Below are 15,926 nucleotides of genomic sequence, written 5' to 3'. Positions count from 1 at the left end.
TTCGGCGCATCTCACGCTCGCCATCCCCGGGCGACGAGCGCGGCCCGGACCTCGCGGACCACGGCGGTGAAATCCCGGTGCAGGCGGCGGCTGGTCACGTGCAGCACCAGCCAGCCGCCACCGACGACCTGGTTGAGCCGTTGCCGGTCGCGGTGCAGCTGGTCGGCGTCGGCGTGCCATGTGCCGTCGTATTCGACGGCGACCCGGAACTGCGGCCAGGCCAGATCAGGATGCAGGACCAGCCCGGAGTCGAACCGGACCGGGTGCTGCGCGACCGGTCGCGGCAACCCGGCCAGCACCAGGCGGACCCGTAGGTGCGACTCCGGCGGTGACTGCGCCGCCGGATCCGCCAACCCGAACACCCAACTCGCGCGTCGGCCACCGGGTCGTCCAGCGTTGCGGTCCGCTATGTCGGCGAGTGTGCTCCGGCTGACCACACCTTGAGCCAGCAGCGCGTCGAGGATGCCGACCGCCCGCACCGGGTCGGCCCACACCGCGGTCTCCCAGGCACACGCCGCCGGGTCGCTGCGCGGCACCCAGGACGAACGGCCAGGGCGAATCGGGTCTGCTCCGACCTGGCCGGCCCGACGGGCGATGGGCGGGGCAGCCCGCCTGACCGGTCGAACGGAGGTGGCGAGCGCCGACGCCGGAATGGACCGGCTGGTGTTGTCGATCCGACCGGCGGCGATGCTCGCGGTGCTCGTCTGGTCGGCGGTGCGGGCAGAGGCGCTCATCTGGTCGACGGTGCGGCTAGAGGTGCTCGTCTGGTCAGTGGTCGTGGCGGCGATCTGTGTCCGGTCGACGCTGCTGCTGGCGGTCGCCGGCACCCCGGCGGTGGCGCTGCCGGCGATGACGAGGCCTGCGCAGGTGGGGGACACGTCCGGACGGATGCGGTGGACCCGGATGCCAGGCTGGGAGTCGGCACGGGCCATCGGCGGCAGCAGAACGTGCACGTCGTCCCCGAAACCAGCGGCGTGCGCCACGCCGTGCAGGTACGCGGCCGAGGGCCCGGCGATCAGCGTGCCCGGTGGCAGCCGGAGCAGGGCGGCCCGGCAGGCCAGCGCGTGGTCACGGTCGAGCCGGGCGTCGGCGTAGACGTCGTGCCGGATGCGGAGCCAAGATGCGCCCCGGAGCTGATGCCGGGTCAGCAGCCCACGCTGGACCACGTCCGAGCCACGGAAGACCTGCCAGGCCAACTCGGCCGGCCGGTGCGGATGAGGAGGCATGGGAACAAGCCTGGCGGCGCAGCTCGGGCGAGGGATATCCCTGTGGACAACGGTGGCCGGTCTCGCTGCCCCGCCCTGTGGACAACCGCCACACCGCCCGCACGTTGTGGTAGAGGCCCCGCGGTGGCCACCGCCTTTACTCCGGTGGGCGCGCATTGCCGCTCTGTCGCCGGTTTGGCGGTGTCCGGAGTCGGCGGATACCGCCAGTGCGCCGACCTGGCGGAAGGCGGGCGCTGTCCGGAAGCCGGCTGCCTGCCGGCCTCGGGACGGCCGACCCGGACATCCGGCCTGGGGACGGGCCCGCCCGCGCCGACCGACAAGCGCGGCCGGACTGGGAGCGCCTGCCACGTCGCGGACCCGGCGGTATCCCGCATGTTCGGCTACCGCCGCTTCGCTGACATTGCGGTATCCGGCCTGGGGGATACCGCCGCTTCGCCGATCGGGCGGGGCGGGGCGGTGCGTCAGGCGAGGGCGGTGGCGATCGCCTGGGCGGCGACGGTGACCTGGTCGCCGACCACCGCCACGTCGAGCGGGGTCAGCGACACCACCCCGACGCTCGCCTCCAACCCGGGCACGCCGAGCACCGGCGCGGCCACTCCGTACGCCCCGGACTGCAGTTCGCCGCTGGTGCTCACCGGGCCGGCGGCGCCCGACCGGCCGGCGAGGATGGCCCGCCCCGCCGCGCCCCGCTCCAGCGGATGCCGGGACCCGGTCCGGTACGCCACGTGGAACGACGTCCAGCTCGGCTCCACCACGGCGAGGGCGACCCCCTCACCTCCCTCGACCACGGTCAGGTGGGCCGTCGCCCCGGTCTGCTCGGCCAGCCGCCGCAGCGCCGGCAGGGCCCCCTCGGCGAGCAGTGGTTGGGCGCGGCGGGCCAGGTGCAGCACGCCCGCACCGAGCCGGAGCTTGCCCGCACCGTCGCGCCGCAGCATGCCGTGCCCGGTCAGCGCGCCGACCAGCCGGTAGACCGCCGCCCGGCCGATGCCCAGCCGGTTCGCCGCCTCGGTGACCGTCAGCCCGCCGGGTGCGTCCGCGACCAGGTGCAGCAGGCGCAGCCCCCGGTCCAGGGTCTGGGCCGTCTCTCCCGCCCGTGCCGCCGTGTCCACAGCACGCAGCGTACGACCGGCTCCGCACAACCTCGAAATGTCGCGGACGGCTACCCTTGTACGGTGACGCTACGCCTGTATGACACCGCCGCCCGATCGGTGCGGGACTTCGTCCCGCGGGAAACCGGCAAGGTGGGGGTCTACCTGTGTGGTCTCACCCTCCAAGCCCCGCCGCACATCGGCCACCTTCGCTCCGGCGTCAACTACGACGTGCTGCGGCGCTGGCTGCTCGCCTCCGGCTTCGAGGTGACCTTCATCCGCAATCTGACCGACATCGACGACAAGATCCTGGTCAAGGCGGTGGAGCAGGAGCGGCCGTTCTGGTCGATCGCGTACGCCAACGAGCAGATCCTGGTCGAGTCGTACCGGGCGTTGAACGTGCTGCCGCCGACTTACGAGCCGCGGGCCACCGGGCACATCCCGGAGATGCACGAGCTGATCGCCCGGCTGATCGAGACCGGGCACGCCTACCCGGCCACCGACGGCTCCGGCGACGTCTACTTCGACGTGGCCTCCTGGCCGGCGTACGGGTCGCTGTCCGGGCAGTCGCCGGAGGACATGCAGCCCGCCGGGGACACACCCGAGCGGGGCAAGCGCGACCCGCGCGACTTCGCCCTGTGGAAGGGCGTCAAGCCGGACGAGCCGGCGGACGCGTACTGGCCGTCGCCGTGGGGCCGGGGCCGGCCCGGCTGGCACATCGAGTGCTCGGCGATGTGCTGGCGCTACCTGGGCGCGGAGTTCGACATCCACGGCGGCGGGCTCGACCTGACCTTCCCGCACCACGAGAACGAGATCGCCCAGTCGCAGGCGGCCGACCTGGCGTTCGCCCGCTACTGGGTGCACCACGGGCTGCTCAGCATCGGCGGCGCCAAGATGGGCAAGTCGCTGGGCAACACCCTCGATCTGGACTACGTGGCGTCCCTCGGGGTGCGCCCGGTGGAGCTGCGCTACTACTACGTCGCCGCGCACTACCGGTCCCGCATCGACTACTCGGAGGACTCGCTGCGCGACGCCGCCGTCGCGTACCGGCGGATCGAGGGTTTCGTGCAGCGCGCCGCCGAGCGGGTCGGCGGCGGGCAGCGCGGCGAAATGCCGGCCGGCTTCGCCGCCGCGATGGACGACGATCTCAACACCTCGGCCGCCCTGGCCGTGCTGCACGAGGTGGTCAAGGACGGCAACAGCGCGCTGGCCGCCGGCGACGATGTGACCGTCCGCACGACCCTGGCCGCCGCCCGGGCGATGCTGGATATCCTCGGCGTCGACCCCCTGGACCCGGCCTGGACCGGCGGTGGCCGCGCGAGCGACCTGCGTGGCGTGGTGGACTCCCTGATCGCGCTGGCCCTGGAGCAGCGCGCCCAGGCCCGCAGCCGCAAGGACTGGGCCGCCGCCGACGCCGTACGCGACCAGCTCAAGCAGGCCGGCGTGGTGGTCGAGGACACCCCCCAGGGCCCCCGTTGGACTATTGGAGAGCAGGACTGATGGCCGGCAACTCGCAGCGCCGTGGCCGGCGACTGACGCCGAAGGCATGCGCCCCGAAGGGCTCCGGCGGCAAGAACAAGGACGCCCTCGCGGGCCGTGGCCGCACCCTGCCCGCCGACGAGCGACCCTGGCACAAGGCATACTCGGGCACCGAGAAGCTGCCCCAGCGCACCGCCTGGAAGCAGGAGAAGGAGCGCCGCTCGGCGGCCGAGGAGGGGCGCGCCCCCAAGATCGGCCAGCCGGGCAGCAAGGACACCACCTGGGGCAAGGGCAGCCGCGCCGGCGTCCCGGTGAAGGGTGGCAAGGGCAAGCCGGCCGCCCGGGGCGGTCCCCGGGTCGCTCCGGGCCGCCGGTCCAACCCGGCGAAGGACAGCCCGGAGCTGCTGGTCGGACGGAACCCGGTGCTGGAGGCGCTGCGCGCCCAGGTGCCGGCCACCGCCCTCTACCTGGCGCAGGGCATCGACGTCGACGACCGGATCAACGAGATCGTCCGGACAGCCGCCGACCGGGGCATCGCGCTCCTGGAGGTCAGCCGGGCCGAGCTGGACCGGATGACCGGCGGGGTGCTGCACCAGGGCGTCGGCCTCCAGGTCCCGCCGTTCGCATACGAGCCGTTCGAGGACCTGATGGCAGCGGCGCTGGAGCAGGCGTGCCCGCTGCTGGTCGCGCTGGACGGGGTCACCGACCCGCGCAACCTCGGCGCGGTGATCCGGTCCGCCGCGGCGTTCGGCGCGCAGGGCGTCTTCGTACCCGAGCGGCGGGCGGCCGGGATCACGGCGACCGCCTGGCGGACCAGCGCCGGCGCGGCCGCGCGGGTGCCGGTCGCCCAGGTCACCAACCTGACCCGGTCGCTGAAGGCGTGCAAGGACGCCGGCTTCGTCGTGGTCGGCCTGGACGCCGACGGCGAGACCGACCTGTACGACCTGGAGGCCGCGGTCGGCCCGCTGGTCGTGGTGGTCGGCTCGGAGGGCCGCGGGCTGTCCCGGCTGGTCGGCGAGACGTGCGACCTGACCGTGCGCATCCCGATGATCTCCGACGTCGAGTCGCTCAACGCCAGCGTCGCCGCTGCGGTCACCCTCGCCGAGGTCGCCCGGCGCCGCGCCGTCGAGGTCTGACGCCCTTCTCGGAAGACACGAAAAGGGGCGGTCCGCCGTGGCGGACCGCCCCTTTTACGTACGTCAGATCCGGTTGCCGGTGGCGGCGTGGAAGACGTGGCTGCGGCCCTGGCGCGGCTTGACGAACACGGTGTCACCCATGTTCGGCATGGTGCGGCGGTCGGTCCGCACGACGAACCGCTCGGAGCTGCCACCGAGCGCGGCGTGGCCGTAGACGTTGGCGTCGGAGCCCAGGTCCTCGACCAGCTCGACCACGACCGGCATGCCGCCCTCGGTCGGGCTGACCAGGTCGCAGTCCTCCGGCCGGAAACCGACGGTGACCTTGCCGTCGCCGCCCTCGGCCTTGGCCGCCTCGACCTGCTCGCGGGTCAGCGGCACGTGCATCTCGGCGAACTCGGCGCCCTGCTCGCTCAGCGGCACCGTCTTGATGTTCATGGCCGGGGAGCCCATGAAGCCGGCGACGAAGACGTTGGCCGGGGTGTCGTAGAGCGCCCGCGGGGTGTCCACCTGCTGGAGGACGCCGTCGAGCATGACCGCGACCCGGTGACCCATGGTCATGGCCTCGACCTGGTCGTGGGTCACGTACACGGTGGTGACGCCCAGCTTGGCCTGGAGCGACGCGATCTGCGTACGGGTCTGCACCCGGAGCTTGGCGTCGAGGTTCGACAGCGGCTCGTCCATGAGGAAGACCTGCGGCTCCCGGACGATCGCGCGGCCCATGGCGACCCGCTGGCGCTGACCACCGGAGAGCGCCTTCGGCTTGCGGTTGAGGAAGTCCTCGAGCTGGAGCAGCGCCGCCGCCTCCTTGACCCGCCGGTCGATCTCCGACTTCGAGGTCTTGCGCAGCTTGAGCGCGAACGCCATGTTCTCGTACACCGTCATGTGCGGGTAGAGCGCGTAGTTCTGGAAGACCATCGCGATGTCGCGGGCCTTCGGCGGCAGGTGGGTGACGTCCCGGTCGTCGATGTAGATGGCGCCGTCGTCGACGTCCTCGAGGCCGGCGAGCATCCGCAGGCTGGTGGACTTGCCGCAACCCGACGGGCCGACCAGGACGAGGAACTCCCCGTCGCCGATCTCCAGGTCGAGCTTGTTGACGGCGGGGCGCTCGGTGCCCGGGTAGATCCGGGACGCCTTCGCGTAGGTGACCGTAGCCATGGTGGAGCGCTTCCTTTCACCGGCAGGAACGTGCCGGACGATCCGAGTGGAAGGAGCGACCGGCACCCACGGTGCCGGCCAACGGGCGGTCACCCCAGGCAGCCGAGGCGGACCGGAGGTGTCGTCCGTGTCACTGCACCGTAAACGGGTTTTCCGATCGTGCCAAGACGGGGTGCGTGGGATGGGACGGACCGCATACACATTCCGGTCAGTCGGGCACGTCGAGGCATCAATCCCCACGGCTGTCGGGCGGCCCGGTGTCGATACGTCGGCGTCGAGGTCACGAAATTGACGTTTTCCGTGCTGGGGAGCCGTGCGGAACGGGATTTCCGGGCCTCAGTCGCTATGCTGACCACGGCACCACGCGCCCCTGTAGCTCAGCTGGCCAGAGCACTCGCCTTGTAAGCGAGATGTCGCCGGTTCGATCCCGGCCGGGGGCTCCAACGGCACCGCCGGTTTCCGCACCTGGCTGCCCGCCGTCCTCAGTTGGAACGGCGGGCCTCGCGTTCGGCGCGCTTGCGCTCCCGCTCCTCCCGGCTCCACTGCTTACGCCGCTCGAGGTCCTGCTTCCACAGGTCGCGGGCCTGCTGGGAGCCGCCCTGGACGGCGTTCTCCACGGTCGGCGGGCCGGCCAGGTTCTTGAACACCCAGGACAGGATGCGTCCGCCCTCGCCGGGTGCCTTCTTCTCCTCGGCAGCCATCGTCCACGCTCCGTCCCGCGTCCGCTCGTTGGTGGGCAAATGATTGGTGCACCAACTATTGGTACGGTAACAGGGTGGCGAGAAGCGGTGCAGGATCGGGTGACCTGAGCGGGATCGACGACCCGCTGGCTCTGGAGCAGCAGGTCTGCTTCGCCCTGTCCGTCGCGGCCCGCGGGGTGGTGGCGGTGTACCGCCCACTGCTCGAACCGATGGGCCTGACCCACCCGCAGTACCTGGTGATGCTCGCGCTGTGGCAGCACGGGCCGCTCTCCGTGCGCGACCTGAGCCGGCTGCTGCAGCTCGACCCGGGCACCCTGTCGCCGCTGCTCAAACGCCTGGAGGTGAGCGGCTACCTCCAGCGGGAGCGGAACCCGGCCGACGAGCGCAGCCTCGCCGTGACGCTCACCGCCAAGGGCCGGGCCCTGCGCAGCCGGGCCGAGCGGATCCCGCCGGCCATCGTCGAGCGGCTCGGCATGCCGCTCGACGACCTCCGGAAGCTGCACGCCGCCCTCACCGAGGTGATCGAGGCCGCCCAGCAGGCCTCGAAGGCGGCCCCGCCGCCGGACGACCGCCGGTCATGACCCGGCCCCGCGGTGCGGTCGCCGTCGAACCACGACCGCCCGCGGGGTGTACGCCGGCGGTCAGCCCCAGTTCTGCGGCGCGGGCTGGCGGGTCGTCGCGTTGATCCGGTTGAAGAAGTTGGTGGTGGCGATCCAGAGCACCAGCGCCGCCAGCTCCTTCTCCCCGAAGTGGCGGGCCGCCTCGTCCCAGATGTCGTCCGGCACCGGGTCGCTCCGGTCGGCGAGCCGGGTCGCCGCCTCGGCCAGGGCGAGCGCCGACCGCTCCGCGTCGGTGAAGTACGGCGTCTCGCGCCAGGCGGCCAGCGCGAACAGCCGCTCCTCGGTCTCCCCGTTCTTCCGGGCGTTGCGCGCCCCGGAGTCGACGCAGGCGCTGCATCCGTTGATCTGGCTGGCCCGCAGGTGGACCAGCTCCAGGGTGCTGGCCGGTACGCCCGCCGAGTGCGCGGCCTTGTAGAGCAGGTTGACCCCCTTCACCGCGTCCGGGAGCAGCGCCGCGGGGTTCTGGATACGTGCTTCGAGAGCCATGTCCGTTGGTCCTGTCTTGTTAGGCTGGCCGGCGTTCATCGCCGCCGCGTTGTCGTCCGTCGCCTGGATGTCGAGCGTGGGGCGGATGGCGTGACAGATGTGACAGCGGTCACCCGAGGGCCGCGTCCGGTCGGGATGGCGAGGCGTGAGCGACACCGATCTGCTGGCCCAGCGTTTCGAGGAGCAGCGTCCGCGGCTGCGCGCCGTGGCCCACCGGATGCTCGGCTCGTCGGCCGAGGCGGACGACGCCGTGCAGGACACCTGGCTGCGGCTCAGCCGCGCCGACGTGGACACCATCGACAACCTGCCGGGCTGGCTGACCACCACGGTCGGGCGGGTCTGCCTGGACCGGCTGCGGTCCGGCAGCGTCCGGCACGAACAGGCGGCGGACGTGGCGGGGGACGAGCCGGCCACCGAGGCGCCCGGGGGGCGGGACCCGGAGCAGGAGGCGCTGCTCTCCGAGTCGGTCGGTCAGGCGCTCGAGGTGGTGCTGACCACCCTCGGCCCGACCGAGCGGTTGGTGTTCGTGCTGCACGACATGTTCGCCGTCTCCTTCGAGGAGATCGCGCCGGTGGTCGACCGCAGCTCCATCGCCGTACGGCAGATCGCCAGCCGCGCCCGGCGCCGGGTGCAGACCCGCTCGGCCGACCCGCAGGCCGACCCGGTCCGGAAGCGCCGGGTCGTCGAGGCCTTCCTCGCCGCATCGCGGGAGGGCCGCTTCGACGACCTGGTGAGCCTCCTCGACCCGTACGTGGTGCTGCGCGGCGACGCCGCCGCCGTGCGGATGGGCGGGACCGCTGAGCTCCGCGGCTCCTCCCCGGTGGCCGACTTCTTCAACGGCCGCGCCCAGGGCGCGGTGCCCGCGTTCGTCGACGGGATGCCGGGGGCGGTGGTGGTCGTGGACGGCCGGATCCGGCTGGCGCTCAGCTTCACCGTCACCGACCGGATCATCGGGATCGAGGTGGTGGCCGAACCCGACCAGCTCGGGGCCCTCGACCTGGTGGTCGACGACGGGGTGGCGGGAGCGGGCCGGTGAGTCGGGCGGCCGAGGAGTCCAACCGCGCGATGCTGCGCGCCCGGGACGCCATGGACCGGGCGTACGCCGAGCCGCTGGACATTCCCGCGCTGGCCCGGATCGCGCACGTCTCCGAGGCGCACTTCATCCGCACCTTCCGCGCCACCTTCGGCGAGACCCCGCACCGCTACCTGCAACGCCGGCGCGTCGAGCGGGCCATGTACCTGCTGGTGCGGACCGATCAGCCGGTCACCGAGATCTGCCACGCGGTCGGCTTCGGCAGCCTGGGCACCTTCAGCCGTACCTTCCGGGACATCGTCGGCGAGCCGCCCTCGGCGTACCGGACGCGGAAGACGGTGCCGGCGGCGGTGCCGAACTGCTTCATCAAGGCGTGGATGCGCCCGAGCATCCCCACCTGACCAGCCAATCCATCAGTTTTGGATAAGCAGGGGACCGGCGATCTGGCCTAGCGTCTTCGGCATGACGATGAACTCGATTTCCCGCTCCCAGATCTACGTTCTCGACCAGGACGAGGCCCTCGACTTCTACGTCGGCAAGCTCGGCATGGAGGTCAACACCGACGCGGACCTCGGCTTCATGCGCTGGCTCACGGTCAACCTGCCGGGCGAGCCGGACCGCGAGATCCTGCTGGAGAAGCCCGGGCCGCCGGCCCTCGACCCGGCCACCGCCGAGCAGGTCCGCGAGCTGCTCACCAAGGGGGCGCTCGGCGGTCACCTCTTCATGACCACGGACGACGCCCACAAGACGTACGAGGACCTGGTGGCGAAGGGCGTGGACGTCTACGACGAGCCGACCGAGCAGCCGTACGGCATCGACTTCGGCATCCGGGACCCGTTCGGCAACAAGATCCGCATCGGCCAGATGTTCCCGCGGGCCTGAGGGGAGCGGGCCGGTGACCGAGGCGATCGAACGGTCCATCGACCGGGTGACCGCGGAGCGGGCCCTGCTTGCGGGCGGCGTCCTGGCCGGTCCGCTCTGGGTGGCGGTCGCGCTGGTCCAGGCGCTGACCCGGGAGGGCTTCGATCCACGCCGACACCCGGTGAGCGTGCTCAGCACCGGCGACCTGGGCTGGGTGCAGATCAGCAACTTCGTGGTGGCCGGCCTGCTCTGCGTCGGGGCGGCCCTGGCCCTGCGGCGGATCCCGCACCCCGGCCTCGGTCCGGTCAGCGGACCCTGGTTGATCGGCCAGTACGGCGTCGGGCTGGTGCTGGCCGGGATCTTCGTGGCTGATCCGCTGGACGGCTTCCCGGCCGGCACGCCGCGCGGTCCGGGCGAGGTCAGCTGGCACGGTGCGGCCCACTTCGGCGCCGGGGCGGTCGCCTTCACGGCGCTCATCGCGGCCTGTCTGGTGGCCGCGCGCCGTTTCGCCCGGCGCGGTGAGCGCGGCTGGGCGGTGTACAGCGGCGTGACCGGAGGCTTCTTCACGGCGGCCTGGCTGGCGCTGATGGCCGGCGGGCACCCGGTGGCGATGGTGGTCTTCGCGGTGGCGGTGGTGGCCGGCTGGGGCTGGGTGTCGGCCACGCTGCGGCGGACGCTGCGGGAGGCGGCGAGCTAGGACGCCCCGCCTGATTCACGGAAAGAGTGGTCATCCGAGCGGGATGACCACTCTTTCGTGCGATGGCCGTCGCCGCCCGGCACGACCACGTGTGGGCGATCCCCGGCAGGCCGCGGGGCCGTGGCGTCAGTCGAGGAGGCCGGTGAGCAGCTCGACCACGGCGGCGGTGGCGGCGGGCGGGGTGACCTCCGGCGGGCAGTCCACGTAGCCGGTGGTCACCGGGCCCACGGTGAGCCGGTAGGTGAAGGCGTCCGCGCACATGGTCGTCCTGGTGGCGGTGGCCTTGGCGACCAGGCGCGGGTCGGCGGTGAGCTGCCGCAGCCGGTCGAGCTCCGCGGGGCTGAGCTGGCCGGTGCGGGAGGCCCCGGCCCGGTCGACCCTGGTCCAGTGGCCGTCGGGCGTCACGGTCAGCGTGTCCTCCAGCCCGACGATCCCGCCGGTCCTGGTCAGCACCACGTCGACGCCCGGGCGGCCCGGCGAGCCGGCGTCGGTGGCCGTCGCGGGCGGGGTGGCCGGAGTGGCGGTGCCGCCGGGCTGCGAGGCGGTCGGTCCGCCGGTCGAGGCGGCGGTGGTCCCGCCGGTCTCCGTGGCGGTCGTCCCGCCGGCCTGCGCGCAGCCGGTGAGCGGGGCGAGAAGCACGGCGAGGATGACCGCCGCGACGGGGGCTGTTCTCATGCCGCTCGGACGCACGGTGAGGCCCTCCGGTTCCGCCAACCTGGGCCACCTCATCCGAACGGCCAATGTTGCCGGCAGGAAAGCGTTCGCCCTCTTCCATCTTCTTCGATGTATCACTATATCTACATCAGTGACTACCCCCGTCACAACTTTCTCCTGTCAGGAGGGCCCGTGAAAAGACCCCTTGCCGCCGTCAGCGCCGCGCTGCTTGCCAGTGGCGTGCTGACCTGCGTCACCACCTCGGCGTACGCGGCAACTCCCAGTGCCCCCGCCCCCGAGTCCTCTGCCGCAGCTCGTGCCGAGAGCCTGCTCCGCGCAAACCCCGGTGCCGTCCAGGGCGCCAGCGGGGAGGCCTACCAGGCCGTCCGGACGAAGACGGACTCGAACGGTGCGTCGCACACCAAGTACACCCGGACCTACCACGGCCTGCGCGTCTACGGCGGTGACTTCGTCATCCACACCGCCCCGAACGGCACCATGACCGGCGCCTCGGTCGGCCTGGACGCGCCGCTCACCCTGAGCACCACGGCCAAGGTCAGCTCGGCCGCGGCCGCGGCGAGCGCGCGCAAGACCTTCTCCGGCACGCTCACCTCGGTGGGCGCCCCGGAGCTCTTCGTCGACGCCAGCTCCGGCAAGGGCCGCCTGGCCTGGGAGACCGTCGCCGCCGGTTGGAAGGCGGACAAGCAGACGCCGTCCAAGCTGCACGTCATCACCGACGCCACGACGGGCAAGGTGATCGGCTCGTACGACGAGATCGAGACGGTGGTCGGCAGCGGCCAGGGCATCTACACCGGCACGGTCAGCATCGACACGACGCTCTCCGGCAGCACCTACCAGATGGTCGACCCGTCGCACGGCAACGGCCGCACCTGCGACATGAACAACGGCACGTCGACCTGCACCACCTTCACCGACGCCGACAACGTCTGGGGCAACGGCGCCAACTCCAACCGGCAGTCGGCCGGCGTGGACGCCCACTTCGGTGCCGCCAAGACGTTCGACTACTTCAAGAACGTGCACGGCCGCAACGGCATCTTCGGCAACGGCGCCGGCGTGCCGAGCCGGGTGCACTACGGCAGCAACTACGTCAACGCCTTCTGGGACGGGTCCCAGATGACCTATGGCGACGGGTCGAGCAACGCCCGTCCGCTGGTCTCCCTGGACGTGGCCGGGCACGAGATGAGCCACGGCGTCACCGAGGCGGTCGCCGGCCTGGTCTACTCCGGTGAGTCCGGCGGCCTCAACGAGGCCACCAGCGACATCTTCGGCAACATGGTGGAGTTCTACGCCGCCGCGCCGAGCGACCCGGGCGACTACGACGTCGGCGAGAAGATCAACATCAACGGCAACGGCACGCCGCTGCGCTACATGTACAACCCCGGCCTGGACGGCGCGTCGCACACCTGCTGGTCGACCAGCACCAAGAACGTCGACGTGCACTACTCGTCCGGCCCGGGCAACCACTTCTACTTCAACCTGGCCGAGGGCACCGGCTCCACCGCGTACGGCACCTCGCCGCTCTGCGGCTCCGCCCCGGCGATGACCGGCATCGGCCGGGCCAAGGCGGAGAAGATCTGGTACCGCGCGCTCGACGTGTACTTCACCTCCAACACGACGTACGTCAACACCAGCAACCCGGCGAACACCGCCCGGGCGTACACGCTGCGGGCGGCGACCGACCTGTACGGCAACTGCTCCACGGAGTACAAGGCCGTCCAGGCGGCGTGGACCGCGGTGAACGTGGCCGGCAACGACGCGCCCTGCGGATCGACCGGCAACGACTTCTCCGTCACGCTCTCGCCGACCTCCGGCTCGGTGACCGCAGGCAACGCGATCTCCACCACCGTGTCCACCGCGACCACCAGCGGCACCGCGCAGACCGTGACGTTCTCCGCGTCCGGCCTGCCGACCGGCGCCAGCGCGTCGTTCAACCCGTCCTCGGTGACCTCGGGCGGCTCGTCCACCCTCACCATCAGCACCTCGGCGAGCACCCCGCCCGGCAGCTACTCGGTCACCGTCACCGGCACCGGCACCTCGGTGAACCACTCGGCGACCTACCTGCTGACCGTGAACGGCACCGGTGGTGGCTGCACGGGTGCCGGGCAGAAGCTGGGTAACCCGGGCTTCGAGACCGGGACCAGCCCGTGGACGGGCAACACCACCGCGATCGGTTCGTTCGCCGGCCAGACCGCGCACGGTGGCACCCGGTTCGCCTGGCTGAACGGTTACGGCTACAGCAGCAGTGAGAACGTCGCGCAGGCGGTCGCCCTGCCGACCGGCTGCACGACGTACAACTTCAGCTTCTGGCTGCACATCGACTCGGCCGAGACGACCACCAGCATCGCGTACGACACGCTCCGGGTGCAGGTGCTCAACTCGTCCGGGACGGTGCTGGCGACCCTGGCGACCTACTCGAACCTGAACAAGGCCACGGGGTACAGCCAGAAGTCGTTCTCCCTGGCCGCGTACGCCGGCCAGACCGTCACCCTGAAGTTCCTCGGCACCGAGGACGTCTCGCTGCAGACGTCCTTCGTGATCGACGACACCGCGGTCAACGTCTCCTGACCTGACCGAACCGTCGGCGGGCCCGGCGGCCACCCCACACGGGTGGTCGCCGGGCCCGCGCCGTTATGGTCAGCCGGACCGGCGGCGGAGGGGGAGACATGTCGGACGCGGAGCTGACCGTCACGGTGACCGGGCCGGTGGCGACCGTGGTGATCCGGAACCCGGCCCGCCGCAACGCGATGACCCCGGCGATGTGGCGGCACCTCCCCGTGCTGCTCGACGGCCTGGAGGCGGATCCGGCGGTGCGCGCGCTGGTGCTGACCGGCGCCGACGGCACCTTCTGCGCCGGTGCGGACCTCGGCGACCTGGACGAACTGCTGGAGGCCGGGGACGGCAGCATCGCGGTGGCCGCCGAGGAACGGCTGGCCGCTTTCGGCAAGCCCACTGTGGCCGCCGTCGAAGGGGCCTGCGTCGGTGGCGGCTGCCAACTGGCCGTCGCCTGCGACCTGCGGCTCGCCGCGGCGGACGCCCGGTTCGGCGTACCCCCGGCGCGGCTGGGGCTGGTCTATCCCGCGCCGACCACCCGGCGGCTGGCCCGGCTGGTCGGCCCGTCCGCCGCCAAGCACCTGCTCTTCACCAGCGAGCTGGTCGACGCCGAGCGGGCGCTGCGCATCGGCCTGGTCGACGAGGTGCTGCCGGCCGGCGCGCTGGCCGCCCGGGTGGCGGCGGTCACCGGGGCCATCGCCGAGCGTTCCCGGCTCACCGTCGCGGCGGCCAAGGAGATCGTCGACGGGCGCGCCGACGACGCGCGGATCGCCTGGTGGCACGGCCAGGTCCGGGCCAGCGGCGAGGCCCGCGAGGGAGTGGCGGCGGCCAACGAACGCCGGCCGCCGCGCTTCGGCTGGGCGCCACCCGGCCGTCCCTGACGGTCGTGTGACGGTCTGAGCCAGGGACGCCCGGTGGGACCGGCGGGCGCCGCGCCGGAGGCGTACCCCCGACGCGACCCCCTGTGCCCGCCGGCCGGTCGTCACCGCCCCGCGAGCGCCGCCCAGGTCGGCGTCACCGGCTCGCGCCGCAGCGGCATGCCCGCCTCGGCCGGCGTCCGGTCGCCCTTGCGCTGGTTGCACTCGTAGCAGGCGGCGATGGTGTTCTTCCAGGTGTTCCGGCCACCGCGCGAGCGGGGCAGGATGTGGTCGATCGTGCTGGCCGGGGCGTCGCAGTACGCGCAGCGCCGGCCGTCGCGGCGCAGCACCCCGCCCCGCGACCAGGCCGGCCCGGCGCTGAACCGCCAGCGGGTGACCACGTACCGGACCAGGCGGACCACCCGGGGGACCGGGAAGATCCCGATCACCTGATCCGGCTCGGCCTCGTGGATCTCGGCGACCCGACGGCAGAGCATCCGGATCGCGTGCTGGACGGTGACCCGGTGCAGCGGGCCGAGGTCGGCGTTGACAACGAGGACGGCGTCCACCGGGCTCTCCCTTCACGATCGGTGGCGGGCAGCAAAAAGCCGCCCGGTCCTGGCGACGGGGCGGCTGTGGCGCGTACGGGCGCACGCGTCAGTCGGGCCACCCCGGGCGGGGACCTTCGGCTCGGCAACCGACGTTGAGCAGCCACGACGGCACGGTGGTGCGGTGTGGCAGCGACATCGACGGCTCCCGGAGCGGTGGTTGACCTTGCGCGCTCACGGTAGATCGGGGCCGGAAAGGCGGGCAACGCATTTCGATCCCTGGCGCGGCCAGCGGCCCGGCCCTCCCTCAGCTCAGACAGCGGCGCTCACGATCCGACGGGGGCCAGACGTACTCCAGATCGGGCGGGACGTCGGCGAACTGGGGGCCGTAGTGCGCCGGGTCCTTGCGCAGCAGCGACGACCGGTGGCTGCGGTGCAGGTCCTCCCGGCCCAGCCAGGGCGGCAGTTCCCCGGCCTCGGCCAGCTCCAGCTGGGTACGGACGGTGGTGACGCCGCAGGCGGTGGCGAGATCCGTGGTCAGCGTGGCCGCGCAGGTGTCCGCCCGCCCCGGCTCGCCCCACACGGCGCACATGTCGAGCCCGTACCGGGTCAGCGCCTCCTCGTACCCGGCCCACATCTTCACGGCGGGATGGTGGCGCCAGCCGTAGGTCGGCCAGGTCAGCCCGCGCAGCACCTGGATGGCCTCCACCCGCTGCTTGCCCAGTCGTTTCTGGTCGAGCGTCCGGGCGCTCGCCAGAAAATCCGGGTACGGGAGGAACGTCTGCATGGCGCTCCATCTACCCGTACCCCGGGA

General features: G+C 72.4%; 17 protein-coding genes and 1 tRNA gene. 10 read left to right on the top strand and 8 right to left on the bottom strand.

Going from position 1 to position 15,926, the window contains the following annotated elements; translation table 11 throughout:
• Positions 1-11 precede the first annotated feature (11 nt).
• Positions 12-1,226 carry a hypothetical protein gene (locus ACFYML_RS02335; protein ID WP_387418869.1) on the bottom strand — a complete coding sequence of 405 codons (1,215 nt, stop codon included), beginning with the start codon at positions 1,224-1,226 and terminating at the stop codon, positions 12-14.
• Between the two features lie 461 nt (positions 1,227-1,687).
• A complete protein-coding gene (locus ACFYML_RS02330; protein ID WP_387418868.1) occupies positions 1,688-2,335 on the bottom strand; it encodes an IclR family transcriptional regulator in 648 nt (215 codons plus the stop codon).
• Between the two features lie 63 nt (positions 2,336-2,398).
• Between ACFYML_RS02330 and cysS the strand changes: the two genes are divergently transcribed.
• Positions 2,399-3,814 (top strand): cysteine--tRNA ligase, encoded by a 1,416-nt coding sequence (cysS, locus tag ACFYML_RS02325; RefSeq protein WP_387418867.1) that lies wholly within the window; start codon positions 2,399-2,401, stop codon positions 3,812-3,814.
• Positions 3,814-4,929 carry a 23S rRNA (guanosine(2251)-2'-O)-methyltransferase RlmB gene (rlmB, locus tag ACFYML_RS02320; RefSeq protein WP_387418866.1) on the top strand — a complete coding sequence of 372 codons (1,116 nt, stop codon included), beginning with the start codon at positions 3,814-3,816 and terminating at the stop codon, positions 4,927-4,929. Before cysS ends, rlmB begins: the two co-directional genes overlap by 1 nt.
• 63 nt (positions 4,930-4,992) lie before the next feature.
• Here rlmB and ACFYML_RS02315 read toward each other — a convergent pair whose 3' ends face one another.
• Positions 4,993-6,084: an ABC transporter ATP-binding protein gene (locus ACFYML_RS02315; RefSeq protein WP_387418865.1), complete on the bottom strand. Its 1,092-nt coding sequence runs from the start codon at positions 6,082-6,084 to the stop codon at positions 4,993-4,995.
• Positions 6,085-6,450: 366 nt separating this feature from the next.
• Here ACFYML_RS02315 and ACFYML_RS02310 point away from each other — a divergent pair.
• A tRNA-Thr gene (locus ACFYML_RS02310) sits at positions 6,451-6,527 on the top strand.
• Positions 6,528-6,566: 39 nt separating this feature from the next.
• On the opposite strand, the gene ACFYML_RS02305 is transcribed toward ACFYML_RS02310, so the two are convergent.
• A complete protein-coding gene (locus ACFYML_RS02305) occupies positions 6,567-6,785 on the bottom strand; it encodes a hypothetical protein (RefSeq protein WP_387418864.1) in 219 nt (72 codons plus the stop codon).
• A gap of 113 nt (positions 6,786-6,898) precedes the next feature.
• Between ACFYML_RS02305 and ACFYML_RS02300 the strand changes: the two genes are divergently transcribed.
• On the top strand, positions 6,899-7,366 hold the full coding sequence (locus tag ACFYML_RS02300) for a MarR family winged helix-turn-helix transcriptional regulator (protein ID WP_387419017.1): 468 nt from the start codon (positions 6,899-6,901) through the stop codon (positions 7,364-7,366).
• Positions 7,367-7,426: 60 nt separating this feature from the next.
• On the opposite strand, the gene ACFYML_RS02295 is transcribed toward ACFYML_RS02300, so the two are convergent.
• Entirely contained in the window at positions 7,427-7,891 is a 465-nt protein-coding gene (locus ACFYML_RS02295) for a carboxymuconolactone decarboxylase family protein (RefSeq protein ID WP_073837832.1), read from the bottom strand.
• Between the two features lie 145 nt (positions 7,892-8,036).
• Here ACFYML_RS02295 and ACFYML_RS02290 point away from each other — a divergent pair, with 145 nt between their 5' ends.
• From ACFYML_RS02290 to ACFYML_RS02275, 4 genes are all read left to right on the top strand, one after another.
• A complete protein-coding gene (locus ACFYML_RS02290; RefSeq protein WP_387418863.1) occupies positions 8,037-8,927 on the top strand; it encodes a sigma-70 family RNA polymerase sigma factor in 891 nt (296 codons plus the stop codon).
• Positions 8,924-9,325 (top strand): helix-turn-helix domain-containing protein, encoded by a 402-nt coding sequence (locus ACFYML_RS02285; RefSeq protein WP_387418862.1) that lies wholly within the window; start codon positions 8,924-8,926, stop codon positions 9,323-9,325. Before ACFYML_RS02290 ends, ACFYML_RS02285 begins: the two co-directional genes overlap by 4 nt.
• A 61-nt stretch (positions 9,326-9,386) precedes the next feature.
• On the top strand, positions 9,387-9,806 hold the full coding sequence (locus tag ACFYML_RS02280) for a VOC family protein (protein WP_073837834.1): 420 nt from the start codon (positions 9,387-9,389) through the stop codon (positions 9,804-9,806).
• A gap of 13 nt (positions 9,807-9,819) precedes the next feature.
• Entirely contained in the window at positions 9,820-10,482 is a 663-nt protein-coding gene (locus tag ACFYML_RS02275; RefSeq protein ID WP_387418861.1) for a DUF998 domain-containing protein, read from the top strand.
• Between the two features lie 126 nt (positions 10,483-10,608).
• On the opposite strand, the gene ACFYML_RS02270 is transcribed toward ACFYML_RS02275, so the two are convergent.
• Positions 10,609-11,157, bottom strand: coding sequence for a hypothetical protein (locus tag ACFYML_RS02270; RefSeq protein ID WP_387418860.1), 549 nt, complete (start codon positions 11,155-11,157; stop codon positions 10,609-10,611).
• Between the two features lie 171 nt (positions 11,158-11,328).
• Between ACFYML_RS02270 and ACFYML_RS02265 the strand changes: the two genes are divergently transcribed.
• Together ACFYML_RS02265 and ACFYML_RS02260 are read left to right on the top strand one after the other, a co-directional pair.
• Positions 11,329-13,722, top strand: a complete 2,394-nt coding sequence (locus tag ACFYML_RS02265) for a M4 family metallopeptidase (protein WP_387418859.1) — start codon at positions 11,329-11,331, stop codon at positions 13,720-13,722.
• A 98-nt stretch (positions 13,723-13,820) separates the two neighbouring features.
• Positions 13,821-14,588, top strand: a complete 768-nt coding sequence (locus ACFYML_RS02260) for an enoyl-CoA hydratase/isomerase family protein (RefSeq protein ID WP_387418858.1) — start codon at positions 13,821-13,823, stop codon at positions 14,586-14,588.
• A 101-nt stretch (positions 14,589-14,689) separates the two neighbouring features.
• On the opposite strand, the gene ACFYML_RS02255 is transcribed toward ACFYML_RS02260, so the two are convergent.
• Positions 14,690-15,133, bottom strand: a complete 444-nt coding sequence (locus ACFYML_RS02255) for an HNH endonuclease (protein ID WP_387418857.1) — start codon at positions 15,131-15,133, stop codon at positions 14,690-14,692.
• A 286-nt stretch (positions 15,134-15,419) separates the two neighbouring features.
• A complete protein-coding gene (locus ACFYML_RS02250) occupies positions 15,420-15,899 on the bottom strand; it encodes an MSMEG_6728 family protein (RefSeq protein WP_387418856.1) in 480 nt (159 codons plus the stop codon).
• Positions 15,900-15,926: the final 27 nt, after the last annotated feature.

Origin of the sequence: Micromonospora sp. NPDC007230, assembly GCF_042869115.1 — a bacterium.
Lineage (GTDB): Bacteria > Actinomycetota > Actinomycetes > Mycobacteriales > Micromonosporaceae > Micromonospora.
This window is presented reverse-complemented; position numbering and strand designations above follow the sequence as displayed.